The sequence below is a fragment of the Viridibacterium curvum genome, assembly GCF_039544165.1.
In the GTDB taxonomy this organism is placed as follows: Bacteria; Pseudomonadota; Gammaproteobacteria; order Burkholderiales; family Rhodocyclaceae; genus Viridibacterium; species Viridibacterium curvum.
The window spans coordinates 24,448-50,011 of record NZ_BAABLD010000005.1; the positions used below are offsets into that span (position 1 = coordinate 24,448).

Annotated in this window: 21 protein-coding genes and 1 pseudogene; 20 read left to right on the forward strand and 2 right to left on the reverse strand. The window is 61.9% G+C overall.

Translation table 11 applies throughout. From position 1 onward, the window contains the following. Positions 1-86: 86 nt before the first annotated feature. Positions 87-839 (reverse strand): RCC1 domain-containing protein, encoded by a 753-nt coding sequence (locus tag ABEA02_RS04320; protein ID WP_345531621.1) that lies wholly within the window; start codon positions 837-839, stop codon positions 87-89. A 180-nt stretch (positions 840-1,019) separates the two neighbouring features. Beyond that, positions 1,020-1,187 (reverse strand): annotated as a pseudogene (locus ABEA02_RS20150) (hypothetical protein); the annotation flags it as partial. An 85-nt stretch (positions 1,188-1,272) separates the two neighbouring features. Here ABEA02_RS20150 and ABEA02_RS04325 point away from each other — a divergent pair. The 20 genes from ABEA02_RS04325 to ABEA02_RS04420 all read left to right on the forward strand — a co-directional run bounded on the left by ABEA02_RS04325 (position 1,273) and on the right by ABEA02_RS04420 (position 25,561). After that, positions 1,273-1,719, forward strand: a complete 447-nt coding sequence (locus ABEA02_RS04325) for a hypothetical protein (protein ID WP_345531622.1) — start codon at positions 1,273-1,275, stop codon at positions 1,717-1,719. 311 nt (positions 1,720-2,030) lie between these two features. After that, on the forward strand, positions 2,031-2,648 hold the full coding sequence (locus ABEA02_RS04330) for an XrtA/PEP-CTERM system exopolysaccharide export protein (protein WP_345531623.1): 618 nt from the start codon (positions 2,031-2,033) through the stop codon (positions 2,646-2,648). Between the two features lie 42 nt (positions 2,649-2,690). Next, positions 2,691-4,229 (forward strand): XrtA system polysaccharide chain length determinant, encoded by a 1,539-nt coding sequence (locus tag ABEA02_RS04335; protein WP_345531624.1) that lies wholly within the window; start codon positions 2,691-2,693, stop codon positions 4,227-4,229. A 9-nt stretch (positions 4,230-4,238) separates the two neighbouring features. Further along, complete coding sequence (locus ABEA02_RS04340) at positions 4,239-5,201, forward strand: XrtA-associated tyrosine autokinase (RefSeq protein WP_345531625.1); 963 nt, start codon at positions 4,239-4,241, stop codon at positions 5,199-5,201. Continuing rightward, entirely contained in the window at positions 5,191-6,747 is a 1,557-nt protein-coding gene (locus tag ABEA02_RS04345) for a TIGR03016 family PEP-CTERM system-associated outer membrane protein (RefSeq protein ID WP_345531626.1), read from the forward strand. The genes ABEA02_RS04340 and ABEA02_RS04345 overlap by 11 nt, the downstream gene beginning before the upstream one ends. A gap of 53 nt (positions 6,748-6,800) precedes the next feature. Beyond that, a complete protein-coding gene (locus tag ABEA02_RS04350) occupies positions 6,801-7,937 on the forward strand; it encodes an XrtA/PEP-CTERM system-associated ATPase (RefSeq protein WP_345531627.1) in 1,137 nt (378 codons plus the stop codon). A gap of 6 nt (positions 7,938-7,943) precedes the next feature. After that, the gene (locus tag ABEA02_RS04355) at positions 7,944-8,807 is read left to right on the forward strand and encodes an XrtA system polysaccharide deacetylase (RefSeq protein WP_345531628.1); all 864 of its coding nucleotides are present in this window, start codon (positions 7,944-7,946) and stop codon (positions 8,805-8,807) included. 11 nt (positions 8,808-8,818) lie between these two features. Further along, complete coding sequence (locus tag ABEA02_RS04360; protein ID WP_345531629.1) at positions 8,819-9,868, forward strand: FemAB family XrtA/PEP-CTERM system-associated protein; 1,050 nt, start codon at positions 8,819-8,821, stop codon at positions 9,866-9,868. Positions 9,869-9,871: 3 nt separating this feature from the next. Continuing rightward, positions 9,872-11,098, forward strand: a complete 1,227-nt coding sequence (locus ABEA02_RS04365) for a TIGR03087 family PEP-CTERM/XrtA system glycosyltransferase (protein ID WP_345531630.1) — start codon at positions 9,872-9,874, stop codon at positions 11,096-11,098. Beyond that, on the forward strand, positions 11,095-12,627 hold the full coding sequence (gene xrtA / locus ABEA02_RS04370) for an exosortase A (RefSeq protein WP_345531631.1): 1,533 nt from the start codon (positions 11,095-11,097) through the stop codon (positions 12,625-12,627). The genes ABEA02_RS04365 and xrtA overlap by 4 nt, the downstream gene beginning before the upstream one ends. An 11-nt stretch (positions 12,628-12,638) precedes the next feature. Further along, positions 12,639-14,525 (forward strand): XrtA/PEP-CTERM system amidotransferase, encoded by a 1,887-nt coding sequence (locus ABEA02_RS04375; protein ID WP_345531632.1) that lies wholly within the window; start codon positions 12,639-12,641, stop codon positions 14,523-14,525. Further along, positions 14,522-15,664, forward strand: coding sequence for a TIGR03088 family PEP-CTERM/XrtA system glycosyltransferase (locus tag ABEA02_RS04380; protein WP_345531633.1), 1,143 nt, complete (start codon positions 14,522-14,524; stop codon positions 15,662-15,664). The genes ABEA02_RS04375 and ABEA02_RS04380 overlap by 4 nt, the downstream gene beginning before the upstream one ends. Before the next feature lie 30 nt (positions 15,665-15,694). Further along, entirely contained in the window at positions 15,695-17,380 is a 1,686-nt protein-coding gene (locus ABEA02_RS04385) for a hypothetical protein (RefSeq protein WP_345531634.1), read from the forward strand. A gap of 20 nt (positions 17,381-17,400) precedes the next feature. Then, entirely contained in the window at positions 17,401-18,717 is a 1,317-nt protein-coding gene (locus ABEA02_RS04390; protein ID WP_345531635.1) for a nucleotide sugar dehydrogenase, read from the forward strand. Then, positions 18,714-19,940, forward strand: a complete 1,227-nt coding sequence (locus ABEA02_RS04395) for a glycosyltransferase (RefSeq protein ID WP_345531636.1) — start codon at positions 18,714-18,716, stop codon at positions 19,938-19,940. The genes ABEA02_RS04390 and ABEA02_RS04395 overlap by 4 nt, the downstream gene beginning before the upstream one ends. Positions 19,941-19,945: 5 nt before the next feature. Next, the gene (locus tag ABEA02_RS04400; protein ID WP_345531637.1) at positions 19,946-21,130 is read left to right on the forward strand and encodes a glycosyltransferase family 4 protein; all 1,185 of its coding nucleotides are present in this window, start codon (positions 19,946-19,948) and stop codon (positions 21,128-21,130) included. Between the two features lie 19 nt (positions 21,131-21,149). Beyond that, positions 21,150-21,308 carry a hypothetical protein gene (locus ABEA02_RS04405; protein WP_345531638.1) on the forward strand — a complete coding sequence of 53 codons (159 nt, stop codon included), beginning with the start codon at positions 21,150-21,152 and terminating at the stop codon, positions 21,306-21,308. Further along, positions 21,301-22,605, forward strand: coding sequence for a putative O-glycosylation ligase, exosortase A system-associated (locus ABEA02_RS04410; protein ID WP_345531639.1), 1,305 nt, complete (start codon positions 21,301-21,303; stop codon positions 22,603-22,605). Before ABEA02_RS04405 ends, ABEA02_RS04410 begins: the two co-directional genes overlap by 8 nt. Next, positions 22,602-24,611 carry a glycosyltransferase gene (locus ABEA02_RS04415; RefSeq protein ID WP_345531640.1) on the forward strand — a complete coding sequence of 670 codons (2,010 nt, stop codon included), beginning with the start codon at positions 22,602-22,604 and terminating at the stop codon, positions 24,609-24,611. The genes ABEA02_RS04410 and ABEA02_RS04415 overlap by 4 nt, the downstream gene beginning before the upstream one ends. Continuing rightward, positions 24,608-25,561, forward strand: a complete 954-nt coding sequence (locus tag ABEA02_RS04420; RefSeq protein WP_345531641.1) for a polysaccharide deacetylase family protein — start codon at positions 24,608-24,610, stop codon at positions 25,559-25,561. Before ABEA02_RS04415 ends, ABEA02_RS04420 begins: the two co-directional genes overlap by 4 nt. Positions 25,562-25,564 lie beyond the last annotated feature (3 nt).

Genomic DNA, 25,564 nt, shown 5'->3' on the forward strand with positions numbered 1-25,564 from the left:
TCAAGTGTTGTTGCGCTGACCAGCAAGAAAAAAGCCTCTACGGAGTAGAGGCTTTGCCGAGGTTTGTGTGTCGATGAATCGCAGGGTCAGGGAGCAAACACAGCACCTGCGGACGTACTGGTCGGAGTCAGCCTTTCCACGGTCGAGTTATCGCCAATCTGGCCGTAGCCGTTGGCTCCCCAGCACTTCACGTCACCGCTGCTTAGCATTGCGCAGGCGTGGGTATTGCCTGCCATGACCGAAATGACGTTGCTGAGTCCGGGGTTGTAGGGAGTTTTGACTGGCCCGGTCTTTGTGCCATTGCCGATCTGACCATATGTGTTGTCGCCCCAGCAACGCACCGTGCCGTCGTTCAGCAGGGCGCAGTTGAACGTGCTGCCGCTACTGAGTTGTACCGCGCCGGAGATGCCGTCTACGAGTGTTGCCCCGGTCTGCGCTGACCAAGTTGGCCATGGCGATGTCGTTGTCGTGCCAAGCGCGCCACTAGAGTTGTCGCCCCAGCAGTAGATCTTGCCATCGGCGAGCAGGGCGCAGGCATGGTAAAGACCTGCGCTGACTGCGACAGCACCACTCAGTGTCGCTGTGGTTGATTTGCTAGGCTGGATTTTGACCGTAACAGGAGTGCTGCTGCTGGCTGGCGAGCCATCAGCTGGAACGGGAGGGGTACTGGCGACTGTATTGCCAGTGCCCAACTGGTTCAGTGAATTGCTGCCCCAGCAGATCACGGTGGAGTCCGACTTGACGGCGCACACGTGACCCACAACGCCACCACCGCCACTGCCGCCGCTGCCGGCAGCCACTCGCGTGACGCTACTGACTCCTGTGACGACCGAGGGCACTGAGTAGTTGCCTAGCGGGGTTGTTCCCCAGCAATAGACCTCTCCCGCAACGCCGGCTACGGCGCAGTTGAATCCGGAGGCGGATGCTAGCGCTGTGACACCAGACAAGGTGCTTACTTGTGTCGGCGGGACTTTGGGTGTGTTGATTGAGCCATTACCAATGGAGCCACCGCTATTGCTGACGCCCCAGCACCAGACGTTCCCGCTATTGGTCAGGGCGCAGGTGCGGACCAGCCCAGCAGTGAGGGCCACTATGCCGGTGGGTGCGTTGTCAGCAGCTGTAGGGACAGACTTGTCCGCAGGGGTGGTAATGCCCAGTTGCCCGACGACCCCTTGGCCCCAGCACATCGGGGTGAGTCCGGTACGTAAGGCACAGGTGTGTCCGCCGGATGCGACTGCATCAACCGAAAGTGCCAGCCATTGGCGAGTGGCCGTGGCAGCAGCGCTCGACAAAGACGAGCTGGTGCTTGAAGCGACCGAGCTTGAGGCGAGGCTGCTTGAGGAGCTGCTGGATGCCGTACTCGACGCAACGCTGCTGCTGGAGGAGGCTGTGCTGCTCGCGACCGAGCTTGAGGTACTTGCGGCTGAACTGCTTGAAGAGGCGGCCACCGACGAACTGGACGAGGAGGATGCGACAGAGCTGCTGCTGGATGAGCTGCTGGCGGCTGAGCCCCCGCCGCCTCCCGTGCTGGATGTGGAGCCTGCTGCGCCGGTGCCTACGGCGACGCCACCACCGCCACCGCCTCCCCCACAGGCAGTGAGTACAGCGCCGAAAGCCAGGATCAGTCCGAGGCGGGACAGAGTGTTGGCAGATTGCATATCGATCTCTCTTGCTTTTGTAAGTGCCCGGATTGTGGCAGTGCGTTTTGAAAGTCGCTAGGGGCGTTCTGGCCTCCATGGCGGGGTTTTCGACGTACGGGGGAGGTTTTTACGGACAAAAGGGTGGTCGCTGCCATTGGGAAGGCTGGTTCCGGCACGGCGCTGTGGCCCATCCGGGCACCGTTTGGCACGGGACATGCAGCTACAATGCGCGCTCACCGCCCTTTATGTTGCAGCGTGGCATTTTTCCGCTTTCGGAGGGCGCTCTCTGGGTACCATGCCTTGGCTGTGGTGCCCGATGGCCGGGCTTCTGCGCGCGGCAGATCCTGTTTCATCGCGTTTCCATCCTGAATTGCTTGCTGGAGGTTGATCATGTTTCGCACATTGAATCTGATGCGCATTCCGGGGGCGCTGCTCATCGCAGTGGCTCTGGTTGTCGCAGGTTGCAGCGGGCTGCCGCAGGCTCCGGCCGTCGCCTCGTCGGCGGATTACAACTATGTCATCGGGCCTGGTGACTCACTCAACATCGTTGTCTGGCGCAATCCGGAACTGTCGATGAACGTGCCGGTGCGTCCGGATGGTCGCATTACGACGCCGCTGGTGGAGGACCTGCAGGCGAGTGGCAAGAGCGCCAAGGCGCTGGCTCGCGATATCGAGAAGCAGTTGTCCAATTACATCCGTGATCCGGTCGTGACCGTGATCGTGACCAGCTTCGTGGGGGCTTACAGCGAGCAGATCCGCGTCGTCGGTGAGGCATCGAAGCCGCAGGTGTTGTCGTATCGCCAGAACATGACCTTGCTCGACGTGATGATCGCTGTAGGTGGCCTGACGCAGTTCGCGGACGGCAACAACGCGACCATCCTGCGTACGGCAGAAGGCAACAAGCAGTACCGCGTACGTCTGAAGGATTTGCTCAAGCGTGGCGATGTGTCTGCCAACGTCGAAGTGAAGCCGGGTGATGTGCTGGTGATTCCTGAGAGCTGGTTCTGACCGCCGGGCTACATGCCTTCGCTGGTACTGCGAGAGATCTGAATGGATGAGTTGATCAGAAAGCTGGTGGGTTTCGCCCGGGGCGCATGGCGTTACCGCTGGTGGGGCATGTTGCTGGCCTGGGTGGCAGGCATCGCGGGTGCTGTCGGTGTGTATCTGTTGCCAGACAAATATGAGGCATCGGCACGGATCTATGTAGACACGCAATCCGTGCTGGCACCGTTGATGGCAGGGCTGACCGTGCCCAACGACGTGAATCAGCAGGTGACCATGCTGTCGAAGACGCTGATCAGTCGTCCCAACGTCGAGAAGCTGATCCGCATGGCGGACCTGGATCTCAATGCAAAGACCAAGAACCAGCGCGAGGAGCTGGTTGACCGTGTGACCAAGACGCTGAAGATCAGCAGCGTTGGCAAGGACAACCTGTACACGATCTCGTACATGGACGAGAAGCCTGATCGTGCCAAGCGAACGGTGCAGTCGCTGGTGTCGATCTTTATCGAGTCTGGTCTGGGCGACAAGCGCAAGGACACGGAGTCGGCGCGTCGCTTCATCGAAGACCAGATCAAGAATTACGCTGACAAACTGGACGAGGCAGAAACCCGCCTGAAGGAATTCAAGCTCAAGAACCTGGCTTTGCTGGGCGATTCTGCCAAGGACACGATCGGCACGATGCGCGAGATCGGTGATCGTCTGCGTCAGGCACAGCTGGAACTGCGTGAGGCCGAGAACTCGCGCGATGCCATCAAGAAGCAACTGGCCGGTGAGCATCCGGGCGGGGCAAGCAGTGAGCCCGATAAGCCGAGCACGCCGGAGCTGGACAGCCGTATCGACAGCCTGAAGAAGCAACTGGATGACCTTCTGCGCAATTACACCGACAAGCACCCGGATGTGCAGGGCACGCGTCGTGTGCTGGCTGAGCTGGAGCGCCAGCGTGCTGACGAGATCAAGGCAAAAAAGGCGGCGACAACTTCGGTGAGCGGGGTGAATTCGACCAACCCGGTCTATCAGCAGCTGAAGATTTCGCTGACGGATGCCGAGGCGCGCGTGGCGCAGCTGAAGACGCGCGTCGGTGAGTATTCGGCGCGTTCAACTCAGGCGCAGGAACTGATGCGCATGGCGCCGCAGATCGAACAGGAGCTGGCCCAGCTCAATCGTGACTACGAAATTCACAAGAAAGAATATGACCAGCTGGTCGGGCGTCGTGAGTCGGCCAACATTTCCGCCCAGATGGAGTCAGTCGCTGGCGTGGCGGACTTTCGTCTGATTGATCCGCCATCCGTGCCGAGCAAGCCGTCCGCACCAAACCGCATCATGTTGATGCCGGTGGTGGGGTTTCTGGCTTTGCTGGTGGGGCTGGCGCTGTCCATCCTGCTGGATCAGGTGCGCCCGGCGTTTTTCGACAGTCGTGCGCTGCGCGAAACGACAGGGCTGCCCATCCTGGGTTCCGTGTCCGTTACGCCAAGCCCGGATCGCAAGCAGCGCGAGCGTCGCTCGAAATGGTTGTTCATGGGGGCGACGGCATCTTTGCTTTCGCTACATCTCGGTTTGACCGTCGTGATGATCTGGCTGGGCCGTTAGGAGCGTCGAGTGAGTCTGATTGAAAAAGCGGTCGAACGTCTCGACCAACTCAAGCGAGCAGGCGTTACGCCGCCCCCGGATGTAGGTGCTGTGGCCGAAGCGGCTCGCACAGCGCCAGCCGCTGCGCAGCCTGTCGTTGCAGCCCCCGTTCCCCCGGCGGCTCAGCTCCCGCCTGCGCCCGTTGTCGATGCGGACATCGCAAACCGGGCGAGCGCGCAAAGCAAGACTATCTCGATCGATCTCGCGCGGCTTGGCGCCATGGGTATGGTCAGTCCGCTCAACACGCGTTCGATGATCGCTGAGGAATATCGTGTCATCAAACGTCCACTGCTGCGCAATGCGGCAGAGGCCACGAGCGGCGCGCATCGCAATCTCATCATGGTGACCAGCTCGGTGCCGGGCGAGGGCAAGAGCTTCAGCTCGATCAATCTTGCCATCAGCATGGCCATGGAGCTTGACCGGACTGTGCTGCTGGTCGATGCCGACGTGTCGCGCCCCTCGGTGCTCAACCATCTTGGTCTGCCTCCCGCTCCCGGCTTGATGGATGTGCTGCTGTCGACGGATCGTTCCGTTGATTTGCCGGACGTGATGCTGCGTACCAATATCGAGAAACTGAGCATCCTGCCTGCCGGTATGCCGCACCAACGCGCGACGGAGTTCCTCGCCAGCGACGCGATGGTCAAACTGGTTGATGAATTGGCTACCCGGTATCCGGACCGCATCATCGTGTTCGACTCGCCGCCGTTGTTGATGACCACGGAAGCCCGTGTGCTCGCCAATCACATGGGGCAGGTTGTCATTGTTGTCGAAGCAGGGCGCACGACCCAGTCCATGGTGCGCCAGGCCCTCGCAACCATCGAGCAGTGCCCGCTGCGCATGATGCTGCTGAACAAGACGCGGGACATCGGACCCAGCGGCTATTACGGCTATTACTCGCCCTATGGTTACGGTAGCCAAGAGCGTGAGCACTGAGCATCGACGTACTGCACGCGGAGTGCTGGCGCTGGCGATGTTGCTGACGCCGACGGCGCTCGTGCATGCGCAGTGGCGCACCACGACGGGCGTCGATCTTGGCGAAACCTACTCCGACAACGTCAATCGCCAGCCGTCGTCACGCGCGCAGGAGAACTGGGGTACGGAGATCTCGCCCTGGCTGCGTGGCGCCGGACAAAGCGCCCGCCTGAACGGTTCGCTGGACCTGCGGGTACAGAACTGGATCAACTCCAACACGGCCAATCGCAGTGCCCTGCGTGGCCACGCGAGCGGCACCCTCGCGGTCGTCGAAGATCATCTGGATGTCGATGGCGGCGTGAGCCGGGATCGTCAGCAGGTGTCTCAGTTCTCTGCGCCCGACGCAAGCTATGCGACGCCCTCCAACAGCACGGAAGTGACGCGCACCTGGGCGTCGCCGGTGTTGTACACCCGGTTTGGTAACGCGGGCTATGTGGCGGCACGCTATCGCTTCGAGAATGTGGATTCCGAACGCTCCGAGCTCTCCGGACAGAACAGTACGGCAACGCTGGACATCGCCAATGGTGCGGCTTTCGGCCGTCTGGGTTGGGGGTTTTCCGGGCGTCACTACAGCACCACGGCCAAGGCAACGCAGGCGACCAGCAGTGACAGTTACAACGGCAGCCTGACCTATGCGGTAACGCCGGAAATGACCGCCACGCTATTTGGCGGCCAGGAATTCAACGATTACTCCGGTGGGCAGCGGCAGCACACCTGGAACTGGGGCGCCGGCCTGAAATGGCAGCCCACCGAGCGCACCACACTGAATGCGCAAACCACCAAGCGTTTCTTCGGGCGGGGTTTCTCGTATGGTGTCAGTCAGCGCTGGCGGCGTTCGGTGTTTGACTGGAGTTATGAGCGCGACGTGAATTCGTTTTCCAATACGGCTTCGCGCAACGGGCTGATGAAAAACCCTGCCGTGGATACGATCTACAGTGCGGCCTATACCGCTGCGCTGGCTTTGGTGCCGGCCTCCATTACGGACCCCTTCGAGCGTGAAACTTACGCTTTGTTGATTTTGCAAGGGGCGGGCATTCCCGCGCTCTTGCCGAATACCTCGGGTTATCTGTCCAGCCAGACCTACACAGACAAGCGCATGCGCCTCGCCTGGCGCATCGAGGGGCAACGCAACCTTGTCAGCCTGTCGGGCTACACGTCTGACCGCGAGACCCTTACGCAACAGATCCTGACGAGTTCGGCCACCGGGTCCTCCGACGATCTCATCCAGTTCTCACGCGTCAAGCAACGCGGCTGGAGTGTCGATTGGCGTCATGACCTGTCGGCCCGCACCTCGACGAGTCTGCGCTACGGCTACACGGATACCAGCGGTTACGCCAACAACGGCGCGCGGACGACGACCCATGTCTCGATACTGGGTTTGTCCCTCTCGAACAGGCTGGGCGTGAACACGACGGGTGTCCTGAGCGTTACCCGTACGCAATCTCGCGGGGCGGGTGCCGACTATCGCGAGAACGCCATTTCGGCGACGCTCAGTCATCGTTTCTGAGGCGGCCCAAATGAATCCATCCATTCGAATTCTGGTTGTTACGAGGGGCTGCCATGTATGAGTCGTTTTATGGCCTGAGCGGCCGGCCATTCCAGCTCAATCCCGATCCGGCCTTCTATTACGGTAGTCGCGGTCACCGGCGTGCCATGGCCTACCTCGAGTATGGCCTGCACCAGAACGAGGGCTTCATCGTCATCACCGGCGAGGTGGGGGCGGGCAAGACCACCTTGGTGCGCAGCCTCCTGCAGAAGCTGGAGCAGACCAAGGTGGTGGCGGCGCATCTCGTCAGCACGCAGCTTGATGCGGATGACATCCTTCGCCTCGTGGCAGCCTCGTTCGGTATTCCGTCCAAGGGTCTTGAGAAGGCTGATGTGCTGCTGGCTCTGGAGGCCTTCCTGGTCTCGGTGACGGCTTCGGGCAAGCGCGCGCTGCTGATTGTCGACGAAGCGCAGAACCTGACGCCGCACGCGGTAGAAGAGCTGCGCATGCTGTCTAACTTCCAGCTCGAAGACCATGCCCTGCTGCAGAGCTTCCTCGTCGGTCAGCCGGAGTTCCGCGACACCATGCAGAGCCCGCACATGTCGCAGCTGCGCCAGCGCGTCATTGCAACTTATCACCTTGGGCCGATGGATGCCGACGAAACAAAGGCATACATCGAGCACCGTCTCAAGCACGTCAATTGGGCGGGCGATCCGCGCATCGAGCCGTCAGCTTTCGCCATGATCCACAGCTTCACAGGTGGCGTGCCGCGCAAGATCAATACGCTGTGCGACCGGCTGCTGCTGGCAGGCTTTCTGACTGAAAGCCATGTGCTCGCTGAAGCGCAGGTCAACGAAGTGATCCGAGAGATCCGCGAAGAGGCGCCGGAGCGCGAGAGTGCACAACATGCCGTGCCACCCTTGCAGCCCAACCGCAGTGCGCCGTTGCCATCGCATGCGGTTGCGGCTGACGCTTTGGCTGGGCTGGGGCGCATCGACCCGCAGAGTGTACTGGGCGACCCCGGCTTGCTGCGCCTGATGGCCGATGCGGCTGCAGGCTTCCAGGCTTCGCGCCTCGAAGAGCGCGTTGCCAAACTCGAAAATGCTTTCGCAGCGCTTGTCACATTGATGCAGCAAGCTTCGGCCGCCGCGCAGCCACCGTCCAACGTGGCCCCCCTGAAGACCGACAAGCGCGCAGCCAAGGGAGGCTGACCAGTCATGAATCGAATCCAGTTGCCGACCAACGCGCTGTCCATCGACGTCGAAGACTATTTCCAGGTCTCCGCGCTGGCAGGGCAGTTTCCCCGCAGTGGCTGGGAAACCGTTCCCTGCCGTATCGAGCGCAACATGGACCTGATCCTTGCCGTGTTGCACGAGCATGGCGTCAAGGCCACCTTCTTCACGCTGGGCTGGATTGCCGAGCGCTATCCGAAACTCGTGCGCCTCATCGTCATGGAAGGTCATGAGCTCGCCAGCCACGGCTATGGTCATGAGCGCGCCAGCGATCAGACGCGTGGTGCCTTTGCGGCCGATGTGCAGCTCGCCAAGGCCGTTCTGGAAGACATCGGCGGCGTCGAGGTGAAGGGCTATCGCGCGCCGAGCTTCTCGTTCAGCGACAAGAACCCCTGGGCACATGAATGCCTGGCTGCCGCGGGTTACCAGTACAGCTCCAGCGTCTACCCCGTCGTGCACGATCACTACGGCATGCCGGATTCGCCGCGCTTCACCTACCGTCATCCGAGTGGCATCGTCGAGATCCCGGTGACGACGACGCGCTTCATGGGCCGCAACCTGCCAGCGGGCGGCGGCGGCTATTTCCGCTTCCTGCCCTATGCGGCCTCGCGCTGGATGATCCGTCGCGTGAACAAGCAGGACGCCCAGTCGGCGATCTTCTACTTCCATCCCTGGGAGCTGGATCCGGGTCAGCCTCGCGTGCATGACGCACCGGCGAAGTCCCGCTTCCGTCACTACATCAACCTCGACAAGACCGAGGCGCGTCTGCGCCGCCTGCTGACGGACTTCCAGTGGGGCCGCGTCGACGAGGTATTCCTCAACAATCCCGCCTTGGCCCTTGCGGCCTGAGTCTTCTCTCCATGAGCCACAACGAGTCGGCCGGGCTGCACGTCCGCAGCCTGCAAGACAGTGATTGCCCACGCTGGGACGAGTTCGTGCGTGCCTGTCCACAGGCTACGTTCTTTCACCTTTCAGCCTGGGCGCGCCTGATCCGCGACGTCTGGCGCCACCGTTGTCACTACCTGTACGCCGAGCGCGGCGGCGAGATCGTCGCTGTCCTGCCCTTGGTCGAGATCAAGAGCACCTTGTTCGGACACTCACTGAGTTCGCTGCCTTTCGCGGTCTATGGCGGTATTGCGGGCAATGACGCAGAAGCCCGTGCCGCGCTGGAGGCGAAGGCCGATGCGCTGGCGCGCGAGCTGGGGGTGTCGCACCTTGAATACCGCAACATGCAGCCGGTGCATGCCGACTGGCCCCGCCAGGACATCTACGTGATGTTCCGCAAAGAATTGCTGCCTGACGAGGAAGCCAACATGCTGGCCATTCCGCGCAAGCAGCGCGCCATGGTGCGCAAGGGTCTGCAGAATGGCCTGGTGGCAACCATTGACGATGACGTGGATCGCTTCTTTGCTGTCTATGCCGACAATGTGCGCCGTCATGGCACGCCGGCCATGTCAAAGCGCTGGTTCCGTGCGTTGCGTGAGGCCTTCGGCAAGGACTGCGACGTGCTGACGGTGACGGATGCCAATGGCCAGCTGCTGTCGAGCGTGCTGAGCTTTTACTTCCGTGACGAGATCCTGCCGTATTACGCGGGTGACATGCCGGCGGCGCGTGGCCTTGCGGCCAACGACTTCAAGTACTGGGAGCTGATGCGCCACGCACTCGCGCGTGGTTGCAAGGTGTTCGACTACGGTCGCAGCAAGGTCGGCACCGGGCCTTACAGTTTCAAGAAGAACTGGGGCTTCGAGCCGGTGACGATGTCGTACGAGTACGTGCTGTACAAGGGCGACAGCATTCCGCAGAACAACCCGAACAATCCCAAGTTCCGCGCCTTCATTGCCATGTGGCAGCGGCTGCCGCTGGTGGTGGCGAACACGCTGGGGCCGCACATCGTGCGCAACCTTGGTTAAGTCATGAAGCCGCCACTGCTTTACCTCGTCCATCGCATCCCGTTTCCGCCCAACAAGGGCGACAAGCTGCGGTCGTTCAACCTGCTCAAGTTCCTCGCGCAGCATTACGAGGTGCATCTGGGCTGCTTCGTCGATTACGCCGAAGACATGCAGCACGTGCCGGCACTCGACGAGTTCTGCGCGTCTGTGCATGTCGAGCAGATCCAGCCATCATTGGGCAAGCTGCTGTCCATGCGAGGCCTGCTGACGGGCGAGGCCTTGACCTTGCCGTACTACCGCAGCGCGAGCATGGCGAAGTGGGTACGGGATTGCGTGACGCAGCGAAACATCCGCGAAGCTGTAGTGTTCTGCTCGTCGATGGCGCAGTACACCCAGGCGCTGCCGGACCTGCACTGTGTTGTCGACTTCGTGGATGTCGACTCGGCTAAGTGGACGCGTTATGCCCAGGAGCGCAGCGGCCCGATGGCCTGGCTCTACCGGCGCGAGGGAGCACGTCTGGCGGACTTCGAACGCGCGGTAGCGCAGCAGTGCGCGGCCAGCGTACTGGTGTCGGAGGCCGAGGCGGCGCTGTTCCGCGAAGTGGCGCCTGCATCGACGTCGCGCATCCATGCGATTTCGAACGGGGTGAATGCCGAGCTGTACGCACCGTCCAGCGCGCTGGTCTCGCCCTATGCAGCGGACGATTTGCCCGTCGTGTTCACGGGGGCGATGGACTACTGGCCCAACATTGATGCGGTCTGTGCGTTTGCCGATGAAGTTTGGCCCGCCATAGCGGAACGTTGGCCGCGTGCGCGTTTCTGCGTGGTCGGCATGAATCCGTCTGATGCCGTGAAGGCGCTCGCGACACGCGAACGCATCACGGTGACAGGCACTGTGCCCGATGTTCGCCCCTGGCTGCAGCACGCACGCGTGGTGGTCGCACCGCTGCGGATTGCGCGCGGGGTGCAGAACAAGATTCTCGAAGCCATGGCGATGGCCAGGCCTGTCGTGGCTTCGGCGACTTGCGCGGTCGGCGTGGGCGCAGAGCGGGGCGGCGAATTCCTCGTCGCAGACTCGACGCAGGACTGGCTGGACGCCGTCGGCGGCTTGCTGGCGGATGCTGCGGCGGCAGATACCATGGGACAGCGGGCGAGGGCGCGCATCCTCGCGGATTTCAGCTGGGAGGCGCATCTCAAGGCCTTCCTCAAGCTGCTGGCAAAAGATGATGCGGAAACGGGAGTGACGGCATGAGCGCCACCTGGTTGAAGGAGCGGAGCTTGCAACCACGGGTCGCCATTGCTGCGGCTGTTGCAATGGTTGCCATCATCCTGCTGGTGTTCCAGGAGACCGCGCTGGGCGTCTTCCGTATCTGGATGCGCTCGGACACTTTCAATCACTGTTTGCTGGTGGCGCCTGTCAGCATCTGGCTGATGTGGGAGCGTCGACGCGATCTGGTCTCGGCGGGTTTCCGCCCGGCCTTGTTCCCGCTCTTGCCGCTGGCCGGCGCAGCACTGTTGTGGGTGTTCGGTGAAGCGATCAGCGCTGCCGTGGTGTCGCATGCGGCGCTGGTGTTCATGGTGATTGCTGCCATCTGGACCTGCTGGGGGCACCGCGCAAGCTGGCAAGTGCTTTTCCCGCTGTTCTTCCTGGTCTTCGGCATCCCCTTCGGCGATTTCCTCGTGCCGATGTTGATGCACTACACGGCCGAATTCACCGTCGCGCTGCTGCGTTTGACGGGTATCCCCGTCTACCAGGAAGGGCAGAATTTCGTCATTCCGAGCGGGCGCTGGTCTGTGGTGGAGGCCTGCAGCGGCATCCGTTACCTCATTGCATCAATGATGGTCGGCGTGCTGTTTGCGTACCTCAATTACCGCAGCCTGACGCGTCGCCTGCTGTTCGTGGTGGCATCTTTCGTCGTGCCGTTGCTGGCGAACTGGCTGCGTGCCTACATCATCGTGATGATGGGCCATCTCTCCGGCAACAGTCTGGCCGTGGGGGCTGACCACCTCATCTATGGCTGGGTGTTCTTTGGCATCGTCATCGGCTTGCTGTTCTGGGTTGGCAGTTTCTGGCGTGAGGATCATCTGCCACAGGTGCGCCAGCGTGACTGGAGCTGGCGCAGTCCTGGCCGCGTGGTGCTGCCGGCCACCGCCGTTCTGGGCTTGGCGTTGCTGACTGTAGCTGTACCGCGGCCCCTGCTGGCCTGGTTGATGGACGTGCCGGGCGCCGCGGATTATCGCGTTCCCGCGGTCACGGTGCCGGGCTGGAGCCCCGCAGCCCGAACTGACAGTGAATGGAAGGCACACTTCCTCGGTGCGCGCGTCGACGATGTCCAGTCGTTCACAAAGGGCCGCGACAAGGTGTCGGTCCAGCTGGCCTACTACGCGCGCCAGACCGAGGGACGGGAGCTGGTGCAGTACGACAATTACCTCGTTCAGACGGATGATCCCTTGTGGCATCCGATGAACCGCAAGACGATGACCCTGGCACAGGGCGAGCGCACGCTGACTTTCGAGCGCGTCGAACTGACGGGTGCGGGCGGACATATCGTCGTCCTGCGCAGCTACTGGTTGGGCGAAAGCGTCACGCCGTCAGACAAGTTGGCCAAGCTGGATCTGCTGAAGGCTCGATTACTTCGCAGACCGGACGATTCAGCAGGCGTTCTGCTGTGGACTTCAGTGGATAATTCGGCCGCGGATGCCGAGCAGAAGCTCGTCGCCTTCGCCAATGAGAACTGGTCTGCCATCGAGGCTGCGCTGCTGCGTACGCCGGTCAAGTAGAAGAATTCATCATGTGTGGCATTGCCGGACTATTCGATCTGAAGGGGCGCCGAGACCCCGACCGTGCGCTGATTTCGCGCATGAACGACATCCAGTTCCATCGCGGGCCGGACGAAGCGGGCCTGCATCTGGAGCCTGGCGTCGCGCTGGCGCATCGCCGCCTGTCGATCATCGACCTGGCCACGGGGCAACAACCGCTGTTCAACGAGGATCATTCGGTCGTCGTCGTCTTCAATGGCGAGATCTATAACTACCAGGAACTGATTCCCGAGTTGCAGGCGCTGGGGCACGTCTTCCGCACCAAGAGCGACACTGAAGTCATCGTGCACGCCTGGGAGGCCTGGGGCGAGGCGTGTGTCGAGCGCTTCCGCGGCATGTTCGCGTTCGCACTGTGGGACCGCAATCGCGAGACGGTCTTCATGGCGCGTGATCGTCTTGGCGTGAAGCCCATGTTCTATGCCGAGCTGGCAGATGGGTGGCTGGCGTTTGGTTCCGAACTCAAGACGCTGACGCAGTGCGCCGGGCTGGATCGTCGCCTCGACCCGCATGCGGTCGAGGAGTATTTCGCGCTGGGCTACGTGGCCGATCCGCGCAGCATCTACCTCGGGGCGAAGAAATTGCCGGCGGCGCACTCGCTCTGCTGGCGCCGTGGCGAGTCCTTGCCACAGCCGAAGCGTTACTGGGACCTGCACTTCCAGAGCCATCACAGCATCGGCCTGACCGAGGCGATGGAAGAGCTGGACGCGCGCCTGGCTGAATCGATCCGTCTGCGCATGATTGCCGAGGTGCCGCTGGGCGCCTTCCTGTCGGGTGGCGTGGACTCCAGCGTGGTGGTAGCGCACATGGCGCGGCAGTCGGCCGCACCCGTCAACACCTGCTCGATTGCGTTCGACGACCCGGCTTTCAATGAATCCGCTTTCGCGCAGCAGGTTGCAGATCGCTACAAGACGAACCACTTCGTCGAGACTGTCACGAGTGATGACTACGACCTCATCGACACGCTGGCGGCGCTTTACGACGAACCGTACGCGGACAGCTCGGCGATCCCGACCTACCGTGTCTGCCAACTCGCGCGCAAGCACGTCACCGTGGCCTTGTCGGGCGATGGCGGTGACGAGTTCTTCGGCGGTTATCGCCGCTACCGCCTGCACATGATGGAAGAGCGCGCACGCGGCATGTTGCCGCTGTGGCTGCGCCGACCGATGTTCGGCGCGATGGCGCGGCTCTATCCCAAGGCTGACTGGGCGCCGCGCATGTTCCGCGCCAAGACGACCTTCCAGGGCATCGCGCGTGATTCCGTCTCGGCCTACTTCCACAGCATGTCGGTGCTGCGCGACGCTGAGCGCAGCGCGCTCTATAGCGACCGGCTGCGTTCGCAACTCGGCGGTTACCACGCGCAGGAAGCCTTCAACATACATGCCGCACGCGCGCAGACCGATGACCCGCTGGCGCTGATCCAGTACATCGATATCAATACCTGGCTGGTGGGTGACATCAACACCAAGGTCGACCGGGCATCCATGGCACATGCGCTGGAAGTGCGCGAGCCGTTGATGGACCACAAGCTTGTCGAATGGGCTGCGACCCTGCCGCAGAGCCTGCGCATCAAGGGGCAGGAGGGTAAGTACCTGCTCAAGCGCGCAGCCGAACCGCTGTTGCCGCATGACATTCTCTACCGTCCCAAGATGGGCTTTTCGGTGCCGTTGGCGCGCTGGTTCCGTGGGCCGCTGAAGGATCGGGTGCGTTCTGCGCTGACCGGCGAGCGCCTGCTCGACACAGGTTTCTTCGACCACAAGAACCTGCGCAGCATGCTGGAAGCGCATGAGTCGGGCCTGCGCGACTTCAGCGCGCCGATCTGGTCACTGGTGATGTTCGATGCTTTCCTGGGGCTGAAGTGAGTGCTGGGCAGGACAGGAAGCTGGTGGCCCACGTGGTCTACAGCTTCAAGGCGGGGGGGCTCGAGAATGTCATCGTCCAGCTTATCAACCGTCTGCCGACTGATCGTTTTCGCCATGTCGTCATCGCGCTGACCGAATGCAGCGCGGAGTTTGCCCAGCGCGTGACAGTGCCCGGCGTGGAGTTCATCTCGCTGCACAAGCCGCCCGGACAGATATTCCGGCTCTATCCGCGTTTGTGGCGCTTGTTGCGCCAGCAGCGGCCGGCGGTGCTGCACACCTGCAATCTCGCTGCGCTGGAAGTGACACCCGTGGCCTGGGCTGCCGGCGTGCCGCTGCGCGTGCATGCCGAGCATGGCTGGATCGTGGCCGACCCGGATGGCCGCAATCCGCGCTTCCGCTTGCTGCGGCGTGTGTTCAAACCTTTCGTCTCGCATTTCATCGCCGTGTCGCGGCAGTTGCAGGACTATCTGACGGGGCCCATCGGGGTTGCGCCGGGCAGGGTGTCCTTGCTGGCTAACGGCGTGGATACCGATGCTTTCCGCCCGCGCGCGGCTGACGAGGCTTTGCCAGCAGGCTGGCCCTTCGGTCGCGAACACTGGGTGCTGGGCACCGTGGGGCGTCTCGATCCGGTCAAGAACCAGAAACTGCTGCTCGACGCGCTGGCGATGATCCGCGGCGGGAGCACCGAGCTTGGCGCGCGATTGCGGCTGGTGATTGTGGGCGAGGGCGGCGAGCGGGCGGCGCTGGAGGCGCGCATTGCCGAGCTGGGCCTGCAGGAGGTCGTGTGGCTGCCGGGCAGCCGATCCGATGTGGCGCAACTGCTGCGTGCCATGGATTGCTTCGCCTTGCCCTCGATTGCTGAAGGCACCTCCTGCACCCTGCAGGAAGCCATGGCGAGCGGACTGCCAATTATTGCCACTTCGGTGGGCGGCAATCCTGATCTACTCACGCCCGATACCTGCGGGCTGCTGGTGCCGTCAGGTGATGTGGCAGGGCTCGCAGACGCTGTGAGACAAGTCTTCTCTGCTCAGGGTGAGGCGCAGGGCATGCCCGCGAGGGCACGTCAATCTGCACTCAGCCGCCACTCGCTTGCTGGCATGATTGCGGCCTACGAAAAGCTGTTCGACCGCGCGCGCTGAGCCTCCCGGCGCGCCTCCCAAAGTTCTGCAATGACTGTGTCTACCACTCCTGTCGACAAGCTGCCGACGGCTGCGCAATCCGCTGCCGGGCGTTGGCCCGCGTGGCTGGAAGCCGTCGTGGTGGCCCTCGCTGGCGCACTGTTCTTCCGCCTGTTGCTGTCTGACCTGATGGTCGATGACGCACCGGCCTATGTCGAAGCCCTGCATGCCAACCGTTTTGTGTGGGACGTTGCGCACCTGTGGGTGCAGCCGCTGGCGCTGGTCGCTTTCCGTCTGCTGAGCCCGGCGCTGAATGCTGTCCAGCTACTGGAGGCGATGAACGTCACGGCTTGTGCGCTGGCCATGGGCATCTTCTTCCGCACCTTGCGTCTCGCGGGTTTGTCCCTGTCACGCGCACTCGCTGGCGTGGCTTTACTGGCGGTGAGCTTCAACATCGTTTCACTCGGGCCGACGGCGCACATCAAGCTGTTGGTGTTCCCTGCGCTCGCCGCGGCCTTGCACTATGCGGTGCGCTGGGAGTCCGCCCTGCAGGCTGGCAGACCGTCGCTGCGCGATCTCGCGATATCCGGCGCGTGGCTGGGTGTCGGTGCGACCTTGCTGGTCAGCGTTTTGCCGATGGGGCCTTTCATCGCCTTGATGGCACTGTGGGCCGTGCGCCGTCAGGGCGTAGGCTGGCCGGCGGCATGGCGGGCCGGGCTGGCATTTGGTGTGGCCATGGGCATCAGTGGCCTGGTATTCCTGTTGGCGGGTTACCTCACTGCGCTGATGACGGATACGACAGATGCTGGCCTGGTGGCTTTCGTACGCGGCAGCGTGGCCGACAAGGATGCAATGCATGCAGGCTTCTTCGGTTTCGTCGAAGTCCCGGCACGCATCATCTATAGCCTCATTTACAACTTCGCTTTCCTGCCCGATATCGGCTCGCTGGGGCGTGCCGCCATGCACGGCATGGTGCATGACCTGAAACCCTATGCGCCGCGACTGCTGCGCGACGCTCTGGTCGCCGGTGGGACCCTGCTGGCATTGGGGGCGATCCTCTGGTTCAGTGTGCGCACCGTGTTGCAGCGCCGCGGCCACCTGATGCCTTTCGGCTTCCTGCTGGGCGCGGCGGCCTTTGCGGCCTACTGGAATCTCAATGATCCCGAGCACTGGTTCCAGTTCACCCTGCCCATCGTCGTGCTCATCGCACTGAACTGCCCGCGCCGCGTGGCCAGCCTCCTGCTGTTCGTGTGGATGCCCGCGCTGGCGGTTGTGAATCTGGGGCTTTACGGCGTGCACAAGGCACGGTTTGATGTTGCCGCCAACGTGCAGGACGCCAGGGAGAAAATTGGCACCCAGGGTCTTTACGTCGGCTATGCCGGTTACCCGGGTGAGCCGGATTCGAGCGTACTGCCGGTGCCCGGCATGCAGCGTCTGCGCCTCGATACGCTTTTCTACGCATCGCGTGACGCACAGAAGATTCACGCACAGATGACGCAGGCCATTGATACGACGCTGGCGCGCGGCGGCCGCGTGTTCGTGTTCCGCGTGCTGGATGAAGGCGATTGGCGCGGCCCTATCCTGGCCCTGAGCATGAGCGGGCTGTCGCGTACTGAATTGAGCCGGACGCTGCGCGAACGCTATGTCATTGCAGATGAAACCGTCGTGGGCGGTTTCCCGGCGCATGAGATCATTGGCATCAAGCGGGAAGTGGCTCTGGCGCCGCAGCATCCCTGAATTTTCTGGAAGGAACGCAAGTGAAGATATCCGTATTCGGTCTGGGTTACGTGGGCGCTGTGTCCTGTGCATGTCTGCCCGAACTGGGCCACGAAGTGATCGGCGTCGACATCAGCCCGCAGAAGGTCGGCATGATCAATGCGGGTCAGTCGCCAGTCGTCGAAGAGGGCATCAATGAGCTGATCGAGGCCGCGGTCAAGGCCGGCAAGCTGCGTGCGACACATGACGTCGCAGCGGCTATTGCCGGCAGCGAGGTGTCGCTGATCTCGGTGGCGACACCGGCCAATGCCAACTACACGCCCAACCTGTCGGCAGTGGACGCGGTTATCCGTTCGATCGGCGAGGCGGTGCGCAAGAAGGACACGCAACACACCATCGTTATCCGCAGTACCGTGCAACCGGGTACGACTGAAGATCGCATCAAGCCGATTCTCGAAGAAGCCGCCGGTCGCAAGATCGGTGATCGCTTGTCGCTCGTGTTCAATCCGGAGTTCCTGCGCGAAGGTTCGTCGGTCAAGGACTTTCACCAGCCGCCGCAGACCGTCATCGGCAGCCTCGACGAACAAGGCTATGCCGTGATGGAAAAGATGTACGACGGTCTGCCCGGCATTTTCGTGCGTACCTCGTGCAAGGTCGCTGAGTCGGTGAAGTACCTGTGCAACGTCTTCCACGCGATGAAGATCGTTTTCGCCAACGAGGCGGGCTCGGTGCTGAAGTCCTGCGGTCTTGACGGCCGCGAGGTCATGAAGATCTTCTGCCAGGACACGCAGCTCAATATTTCGCCGGCCTACCTGCGCCCTGGTTTTGCTTTTGGTGGCTCATGTCTGCCCAAGGAAGTGAAGGGGTTCTTCACGCTGGCGCGCGAGCACGATGTGCCTATCCCCGCACTGTCCGCCCTGCTCGACAGCAACGAGGCGCACATCGATCGCGCCTTCAGCATGATCGCCAAGAACGGCCGCAAGAAGGTTGCGTTGTTCGGTCTGGCCTTCAAGCCGGGCACTGACGATATGCGCGACTCGCCACTGGTGGTGCTGGCCGAGCGCCTGCTGGGCAAGGGCTTCGACATCTCGATCTACGACAACTTCGTCAAGATCAGCCGCCTGCTCGGCAAGAACAAGGAGTTCATTGAGCGCGAGATTCCGCACCTCGACCGGCTGCTGGGCGAGACGCCGGAAGCGGTGCTGGCTGACGCTGAAGTCATCGTCATTGGCCACGCCGACGCGGCGGCACGCCAGGCCATCATCGCGCATGCTGCCGGCCGCCGCATCGTCGACCTCTCCGGCTATGCCGACATCCGTACGGCACCGGCAGCAGAGTACGAGGGTATCTGCTGGTGAGCAAACCGAAGCTTGCTTTCGTTTCGCCTGTCTTCCTTTATCCCACCGACGCCGGCGGCAAGATCCGCACAACCAACATCCTGCGCGGTCTGAAGGGCGGTGCTTTTGACATCACGCTGCTGAGCCCGGCGAGTGAGGCACAGAAGTCGCAGTGGGGCGATGCGCTGGCACAGGTCTGCGACCGTTTCCTCGGTTGGCAGCCAGTTGCAGAGAGGCCGCGCTGGCAGCGTGTGTTTGATCTGTTCGGTGATCTGCCCGTCAACGTCGCCAACGACAATACGGCCCCTGCACGTGCATGCGTGGCACAGACCCTGGCGCGCGAGAAGTTCGATGTCGTGGTGTTCGACTTCGTGCACGCTGCCGTGCTGAAGCCTGCGCAGCTCAGTGCGGCAACGGTGTGTTTCACCCACAACGTCGAGGCCGAGATATTCGGACGCCATGCGCAGACGGCCAGCAATCCACTGATGCGTCGCGTGTGGGCGTCGCAGTATGCAAAGATGCAGCGCTTCGAGCGCGAAGCCCTGTCGGCTTTTACCTCTGTCATCGCGGTGTCGGAACGTGATGCGGCTTTCTTTCGCAAGGATTACGCCTTGCCCGACGTCGCCGATATCCCGACCGGTGTGGATCTCGATTTCTTCAGCTGGGCACTGCCGCCCGCTGTTGACGAGGGCAGTCCGCCGACCGTGGTATTCACCGGGTCAATGAACTGGGATGCCAATATCGATGGCGTCACGCACTTCCTCGATGACGTCTGGCCCTTGGTGCTGCGCGAGATGCCGCAGGCCCGATTCGTTGTTGTCGGCCGCAATGCACCGGCCTCACTCATTGAGCGCGGACAGAAACTCAGCGGTGTCAGCTTCACTGGCTTCGTCGATGACGTGCGCCCATACGCTCACGCCGCGCATGCTTTCGTGATTCCGCTGCGTGTTGGCGGAGGTACGCGTATCAAAGCGTTTGAGGCCATGGCGATGGGTTGCCCTGTCGTGTCGACGGCCATCGGTATTGAAGGCCTCGACGTGACACCTGATGAGCACTACCTGCTGCGCGATGCGCCGCAGGATCAGGCCAATGCCGTGCTGGCATTGCTGCGCGATGCAGACCTGCGCGAACGCATCTCGCGTCAGGCTCGCCAGTGTGTCGAAGATCGGTACGGTCATCGAGTCGCGGCCGATGTGTTCGAGAAAATCTGCCTGAGCGCGCTGACCAAGCGTCGTAGTGTCTGAGCAACATGACCAGGATCCGCACCCTGCTGTTCTCGACGCTCTACCCGAGTAGCGTGCGGCCGAGTCACGGCATCTTCGTCGAGACGCGTTTGCGCGAGCTGCTTGCCAGTGGCGAAGTCGAGACGCAAGTCGTCGCGCCAGTGCCGTGGTTTCCATCGACGGCGCCGCGGTTCGGCGACTGGGCGAAGATGGCCAGTACGCCGCGCGTGGAAACCCACAACGGCATCGCGGTGCATCACCCACGTTACTTTTTGCCACCCAAAGTGGGCATGAATATTGCGCCATGGACGCTGGCCTGGGGCGCACGGGCCACGGTGGCGAAGCTGATTCGCGACGGTTTCGATTTCGATCTCATTGATGCGCATTACTACTACCCGGACGGTGTGGCGGCAGCGATGCTGGCGCGCTGGTTCAACAAGCCTTTCGTTGTCACCGCGCGCGGTACTGATCTGAACCTGATTCCGCAGCACGCCTGGCCGCGTCGTCTGATCAAACAGACGGCAGAAGCCGCAGCGGGCTCCATCGGCGTGTGTGGCGCCCTGATGGATGTGCTGCGCGACATGGGCGTCGACAATTCCAGGCTGCATGTGCTGCGCAATGGCGTGGACCTGCAGCGCTTTGTGCCCGAAGATCGCCAGGCCGCGCGCGCGAAGCTGGGCTTGCAGCAGGAGGGCCGTCTGCTGGTCTCTGTCGGGCATCTCATTGAACGCAAAGGTCACGACATTGCCATCGCGGCGCTACCGTTCTTGCCTTCTGACGTACGCCTGGCGATCGTCGGTGACGGTGTCGAACGTGAGCGACTGGCCACTCAGGCACAGCAACTGGGAGTCACGCATCGCGTGCACTTCGCCGGCTCGCGTCCGCAGACCGAACTCAAGTGGTGGTACAGCGCTGCCGACGCGCTGACGCTGTGCTCCAGCCGCGAAGGCTGGGCCAACGTGCTGCTGGAGGCCATGGCTTGCGGTACGCCGGTGATTGCGACGAACATCTGGGGAACCCCGGAAGTCGTATCCGATCCCAGCGCAGGCGAGTTGATGCACGAACGCAGCCCGGTTGGCCTGTTGCGAGCCTTCGAGCAGCTGATGGGGCGCGAGACTCACAGGGCGACGGTGCGTCGTTACGCCGAGGGCTTCTCCTGGCAGGCGACGACTAGCGGGCAACTGGCTCTTTTCAGGAAAGCGAGGGTCTGAGGCGATGGAAGCAATCATCATGCTTGCAGACATCCTGTGCATGCTGGCCTTGTGCTTCAGCCTTGTCCGCATTGCACGCGGGCGTGCGCAGGATCTGGGGATCTTCAAGTACAAGCTGGAAGAAGGTAAACAGCCTGCGCCTGAAGAGGCCGCTCGCAAGGAGCGTGAGCGTGCGTGACCTGGTCATGGCCGTGGCGATGCTGGGGTTTGTGTACCTGGCATTTTCCAGCAGCCTGGTGGCTTATCTGTTGTGGGGGTGGACGGCCTTTGTGGCCATCAACTTCTACCTGTACGGCTTCATGGCCAGCTTCCAGTTCAACATGCTCTTCGCAGTGGTCAGTCTGGCGATGCTGGCCTTGTCGAAAGATCCCGACAAACAGCCATTCTCTCCGAACCGGGTGAGCATCCTGTTCATGCTCTTTGCAGTGCAGGCCACGCTGACCTTTGTGTTCGCGCTGGAAGGCAGCATCCAGTCCTACTTCTTCTGGACCCTGATTCTCAAGGTGCTTCTGTTCGGCATCCTGATGCCGATGATCATCACGACGCGCGTCCGGATCTACGCCATGGTGGTGACGCTGACCCTTGGCCTGGCAATGCACGGTGTGGTCGAGGGGGGCAAGTTCATCAATTCCGGCGGGGGACACCACGTGATCGGTCTCCCCAAGTTCGGCGACAACAATCACTTTGCCTTGCTTGTCGTGATGGGCATGCCCTTGCTGATCTACATGTTCCAGCACTCCGTCAGCAAGCTGGTCAAGCTCGGTACCGTGTTCGGACTGATTTTTTCGGTGGCGGCGGTTATCGGCACCCATTCTCGAGGCGGTTTGCTGTCGATGATGCTGGCTGGCGGCTGGTTGGTGTGGAGCAGCCGGCGCAAAGCGGTCGGCATTGCTGCGCTGATTGCGGGGGCAGTCATCATTGTCGCGACGGCGCCAGAATCCTGGTCCGAACGCATGAACACCATCAAGACGGCGGAAGAGGATTCGTCGTTCATGGGGCGCGTGGAGGCCTGGAAGGTCAGCACGGCGATTGCATTGGCCCGCCCACTGACGGGGGGCGGCTTCCACGGTGTTGAGCACCGTTCGGTCTGGGTGGAGTACCGCGACGCGCCGAGTTTGCTGTCGGGTGTCGAGACGCCTTACACGCTTGCCGGGCGGGCAGCGCACAGCGCTTACTTCGAAGTCTTGGGGGATACCGGATTTGTGGGTTTGCTCCTTTTCCTGATCATTCTGCTCATGCCATTTCTGGCGCGTAACGAAATACGCCGCCTCAGCAAGGCGTATGGGCCCGGCTTGATATGGGCGTCTGATCTGGCAGATACGCTATCTGCCGTGATGTTCGCTTATGTGGTCGGAGCTGCAGCTTTGAGCGTGGCCTATTTCGAAGCCTTGTATGCCATCGTGATGTTGATGGAGACCCTGCGGCAGTATGTACTGAGAACAGTTGCCGCAGGGCCGTCCGGAGGTGCGTTATGAGGGTTCTGCAGTCGGCATTGAGCAGCATTTTCGGTGGCGGTGCGGATGGTGCATTGTCCGTACTGTCCTTTCATCGCATTCCCGTCACGAAGTCGCCGCACATGCAGCAGGAGTTCGATCTCGAAGAGTTCGAACGCATCCTTGATGTGCTGGAAGAGGAGTGCCGGGTATTGCCGCTGGACGAAGCGCTGGACGCCTTGAGTCGCGGTGTATTGCCTGACAGGGCAGTAGCGCTGACGTTGGATGATGGCTACGCAGATTGGCGTGAGGGTGTTGTTCCTGCCTTGTACCAGCGTGGTCTGCCCGCGACTTTCTTCATCGCCTGTGGTCAGCTGTCGGGGCAGTTGCTGTGGTACGAGCGTTTCCGCACGGCAATATCCGTTAGCGACAACCTGGATGCACTGAAGCGTGTGTTCGGTGATCTCAAGGTCGATGATGTCTGGAAGCTGCCGGCGCATGACCGGCCGTTTGCCCTGGAGCGCGTGATCAAGTACGTGCCATCGACGCAGCGCGAAGAGATTCTCGCGGCACTCGAAGCCCTGGTTGGCGTGCCTCAACCAGAGCAGTCGGTATTCCTTTCTGAAGCGGATGTGCGCGCGTTTGCATCCATGGGTTTCAGCATTGGCGCTCACACATTCACCCATCCCATTCTGTCACGCTGTCAGCTGAGCGAGGCGCGTGACGAGATCGCGGGTAGCAAGGAATACCTTGAGGGGGTGATCAAGGGGAAGGTGTCCGGCTTCGCCTATCCGAATGGCAAGCCGCTACAGGATTTTGACGCTTCGCATGTCGAGCTCGTGCGTCAGGCAGGTTATCGCTATGCCGTGAGTACAGAGCGAGGGGTCGCGACGCGTCACAGTGCAAGATTCGCAATCCCGCGCTTCGGGCCATGGAGCAGCGGTAAAGTCTCACTTCTCAGGCATCTGGCAATGAATCGATTTGAAAAGGGCGGGGCGAATGCGGGGGCATATGGCGAGGCCTTGCGGGAGTCTGCCGAGCCCGTGCTCTCGGAGCCGTCCGTGGCGGCCCATGTGGCGCGAGCGGTGACGAGTGCGCCGACGGTGTCCGTGGTGATTCCCGTCTATAACTGCTTCGACCTGCTCGGTGAGGCCATCGACAGCGTGCTGGCACAGCAGCCACTGCCCATGGAAATCATCGTCGTGAACGATGGGTCGAGCGATGGCGATTACCAGGAGTTCGCGCGCCGTTACCCGCTGGTGCGCGTGATCGATAAACCCAATTCCGGCGTGTCTGCCTCACGGAACCTGGCAGTGCGCGAAGCGCGTGGGGATTTGATCGCTTTCCTTGACGCCGATGATGTGTGGCTGCCAGGCAAGCTGGCTGCACAGTTGAAAGCCTTCGAGGACAGACCGGACGCGGGCGTTGTGTTCGGGCGTTTCGAGAAATGGTTCGCCGATTCGGCGGGCAACTTCAAACCATGGCGTGAGTTCGGTGCAGTGCCGGACGATGCGGGTATCGAACCGGAGCGTTCGGGCTGGTTGTTTGGCAAGTTGATGATGGGCCTGCTGGTCGGCATGAATACGGCCGTGGTTCGGCGCGACCTGTTGCTGGCTTCTGGCGGCTTCGATGAGAAGCGCAAGATCGGCGAAGACTACGAGCTCTGGTTGCGTCTGTCGCGTGAGACGCCGATGTTGTCGATTCGCAACGTTGTCGCGCTGTATCGCATGCGCGCCGGCAGCGCCATGCATGGTCTGCGTGACAAGAATGAACTTGCGGCATTGCTGGAAGAGATCCGGGAGCGCTGGGGCTTGGAGGGCCCGCATTTTTCCGGCGTGACGGACTCGGCGTTCCGCAAGCGTCTGGCGCAGGTGCACTTTGAACATGGCTACAACCACGTGTGGCGTGGTGCACGTCGCGTCGCGCACCAGTCCTTTGTTGCAGCGTTGGGTAACGCACCACGGAATTCGCGCGCACGCTTGTACGCAGTGCTGACGCGTACACCGCTGACGACCGCGATGATCCGCTGGGTAGCGAGGCGGTCATGAAAGCCGTCGTGAGATGGATGGTCTGGCAGTCTGGCTTGCTGACGCTGTATCACCGCATGCGCAACCGGCGCAGCCTGACGATTGCGCAGTTCCATCGTGTCCTGCCTGCAGGGTCTGAAGAGTGGAAGCACAGCGAACAGGAGTACGCCCTGACGCGTGAAGAGTTCGATCTGTGTCTGCACTTCTTCCGCAGGCATTACAACGTTGTTTCGTTGTCGCAAGTGCTCGCAGCAAGCCAGGGTAAGGGGCGTTTGCCCGACAGGGCGTTGCTGATCAGTTTTGACGATGGCTGGCGCGACAACTGCATGCATGCAGAGCCCTTGCTGCGGCAACATGGCATGCGCGCCACGATGTTCGTCAATGTCGAGGCCATGCAACAGACTGACAGGCGCTGGTGGCAGGACGCGCTGGTCGAGATTTTTGCGGGAGGCCGTGCTGCCCAAGCCTTGCCGCAACTCGGTGAGGCGCCACGCTTCTACGATGCCATCGTGCATATGCTGGAAACGCCGCTGGACGAGCGTCTGGCAAAGCTGCAGGGGGCATTGCGTTACACGCCGACCGAGCGGCAGATGCTGACGCCGTCAGAGTTGGCGCGGATGGATAAGCAGGTGTGGGATATCGGTTCGCATGCGCGCACGCACGCACCGCTGACGCTTCTCGCTGATCCGCGCGAAGAGTTGGGTAGTGCGGCTGCGCAAATTGCCAACTGGATCGGGCAGGCCGTGGGGTGTATCGCTTTTCCGCACGGGCGCTACTCGGCAGAGATTGTCGGACAATGTCATGCCGAGGGTCTGGCCGTCATGTCCAGTGACGCGCGTCTGAATCACGCAGATGCTTTGCCGCGAGTGATGGGACGTATCAACATCGACCCCAGTGTCGTCGGACACAGCAGGTCTGTAGCGACACGTGAGCTGGCGTACACCTTGATGCGCCGCGATTTTCAGGCATGAGGC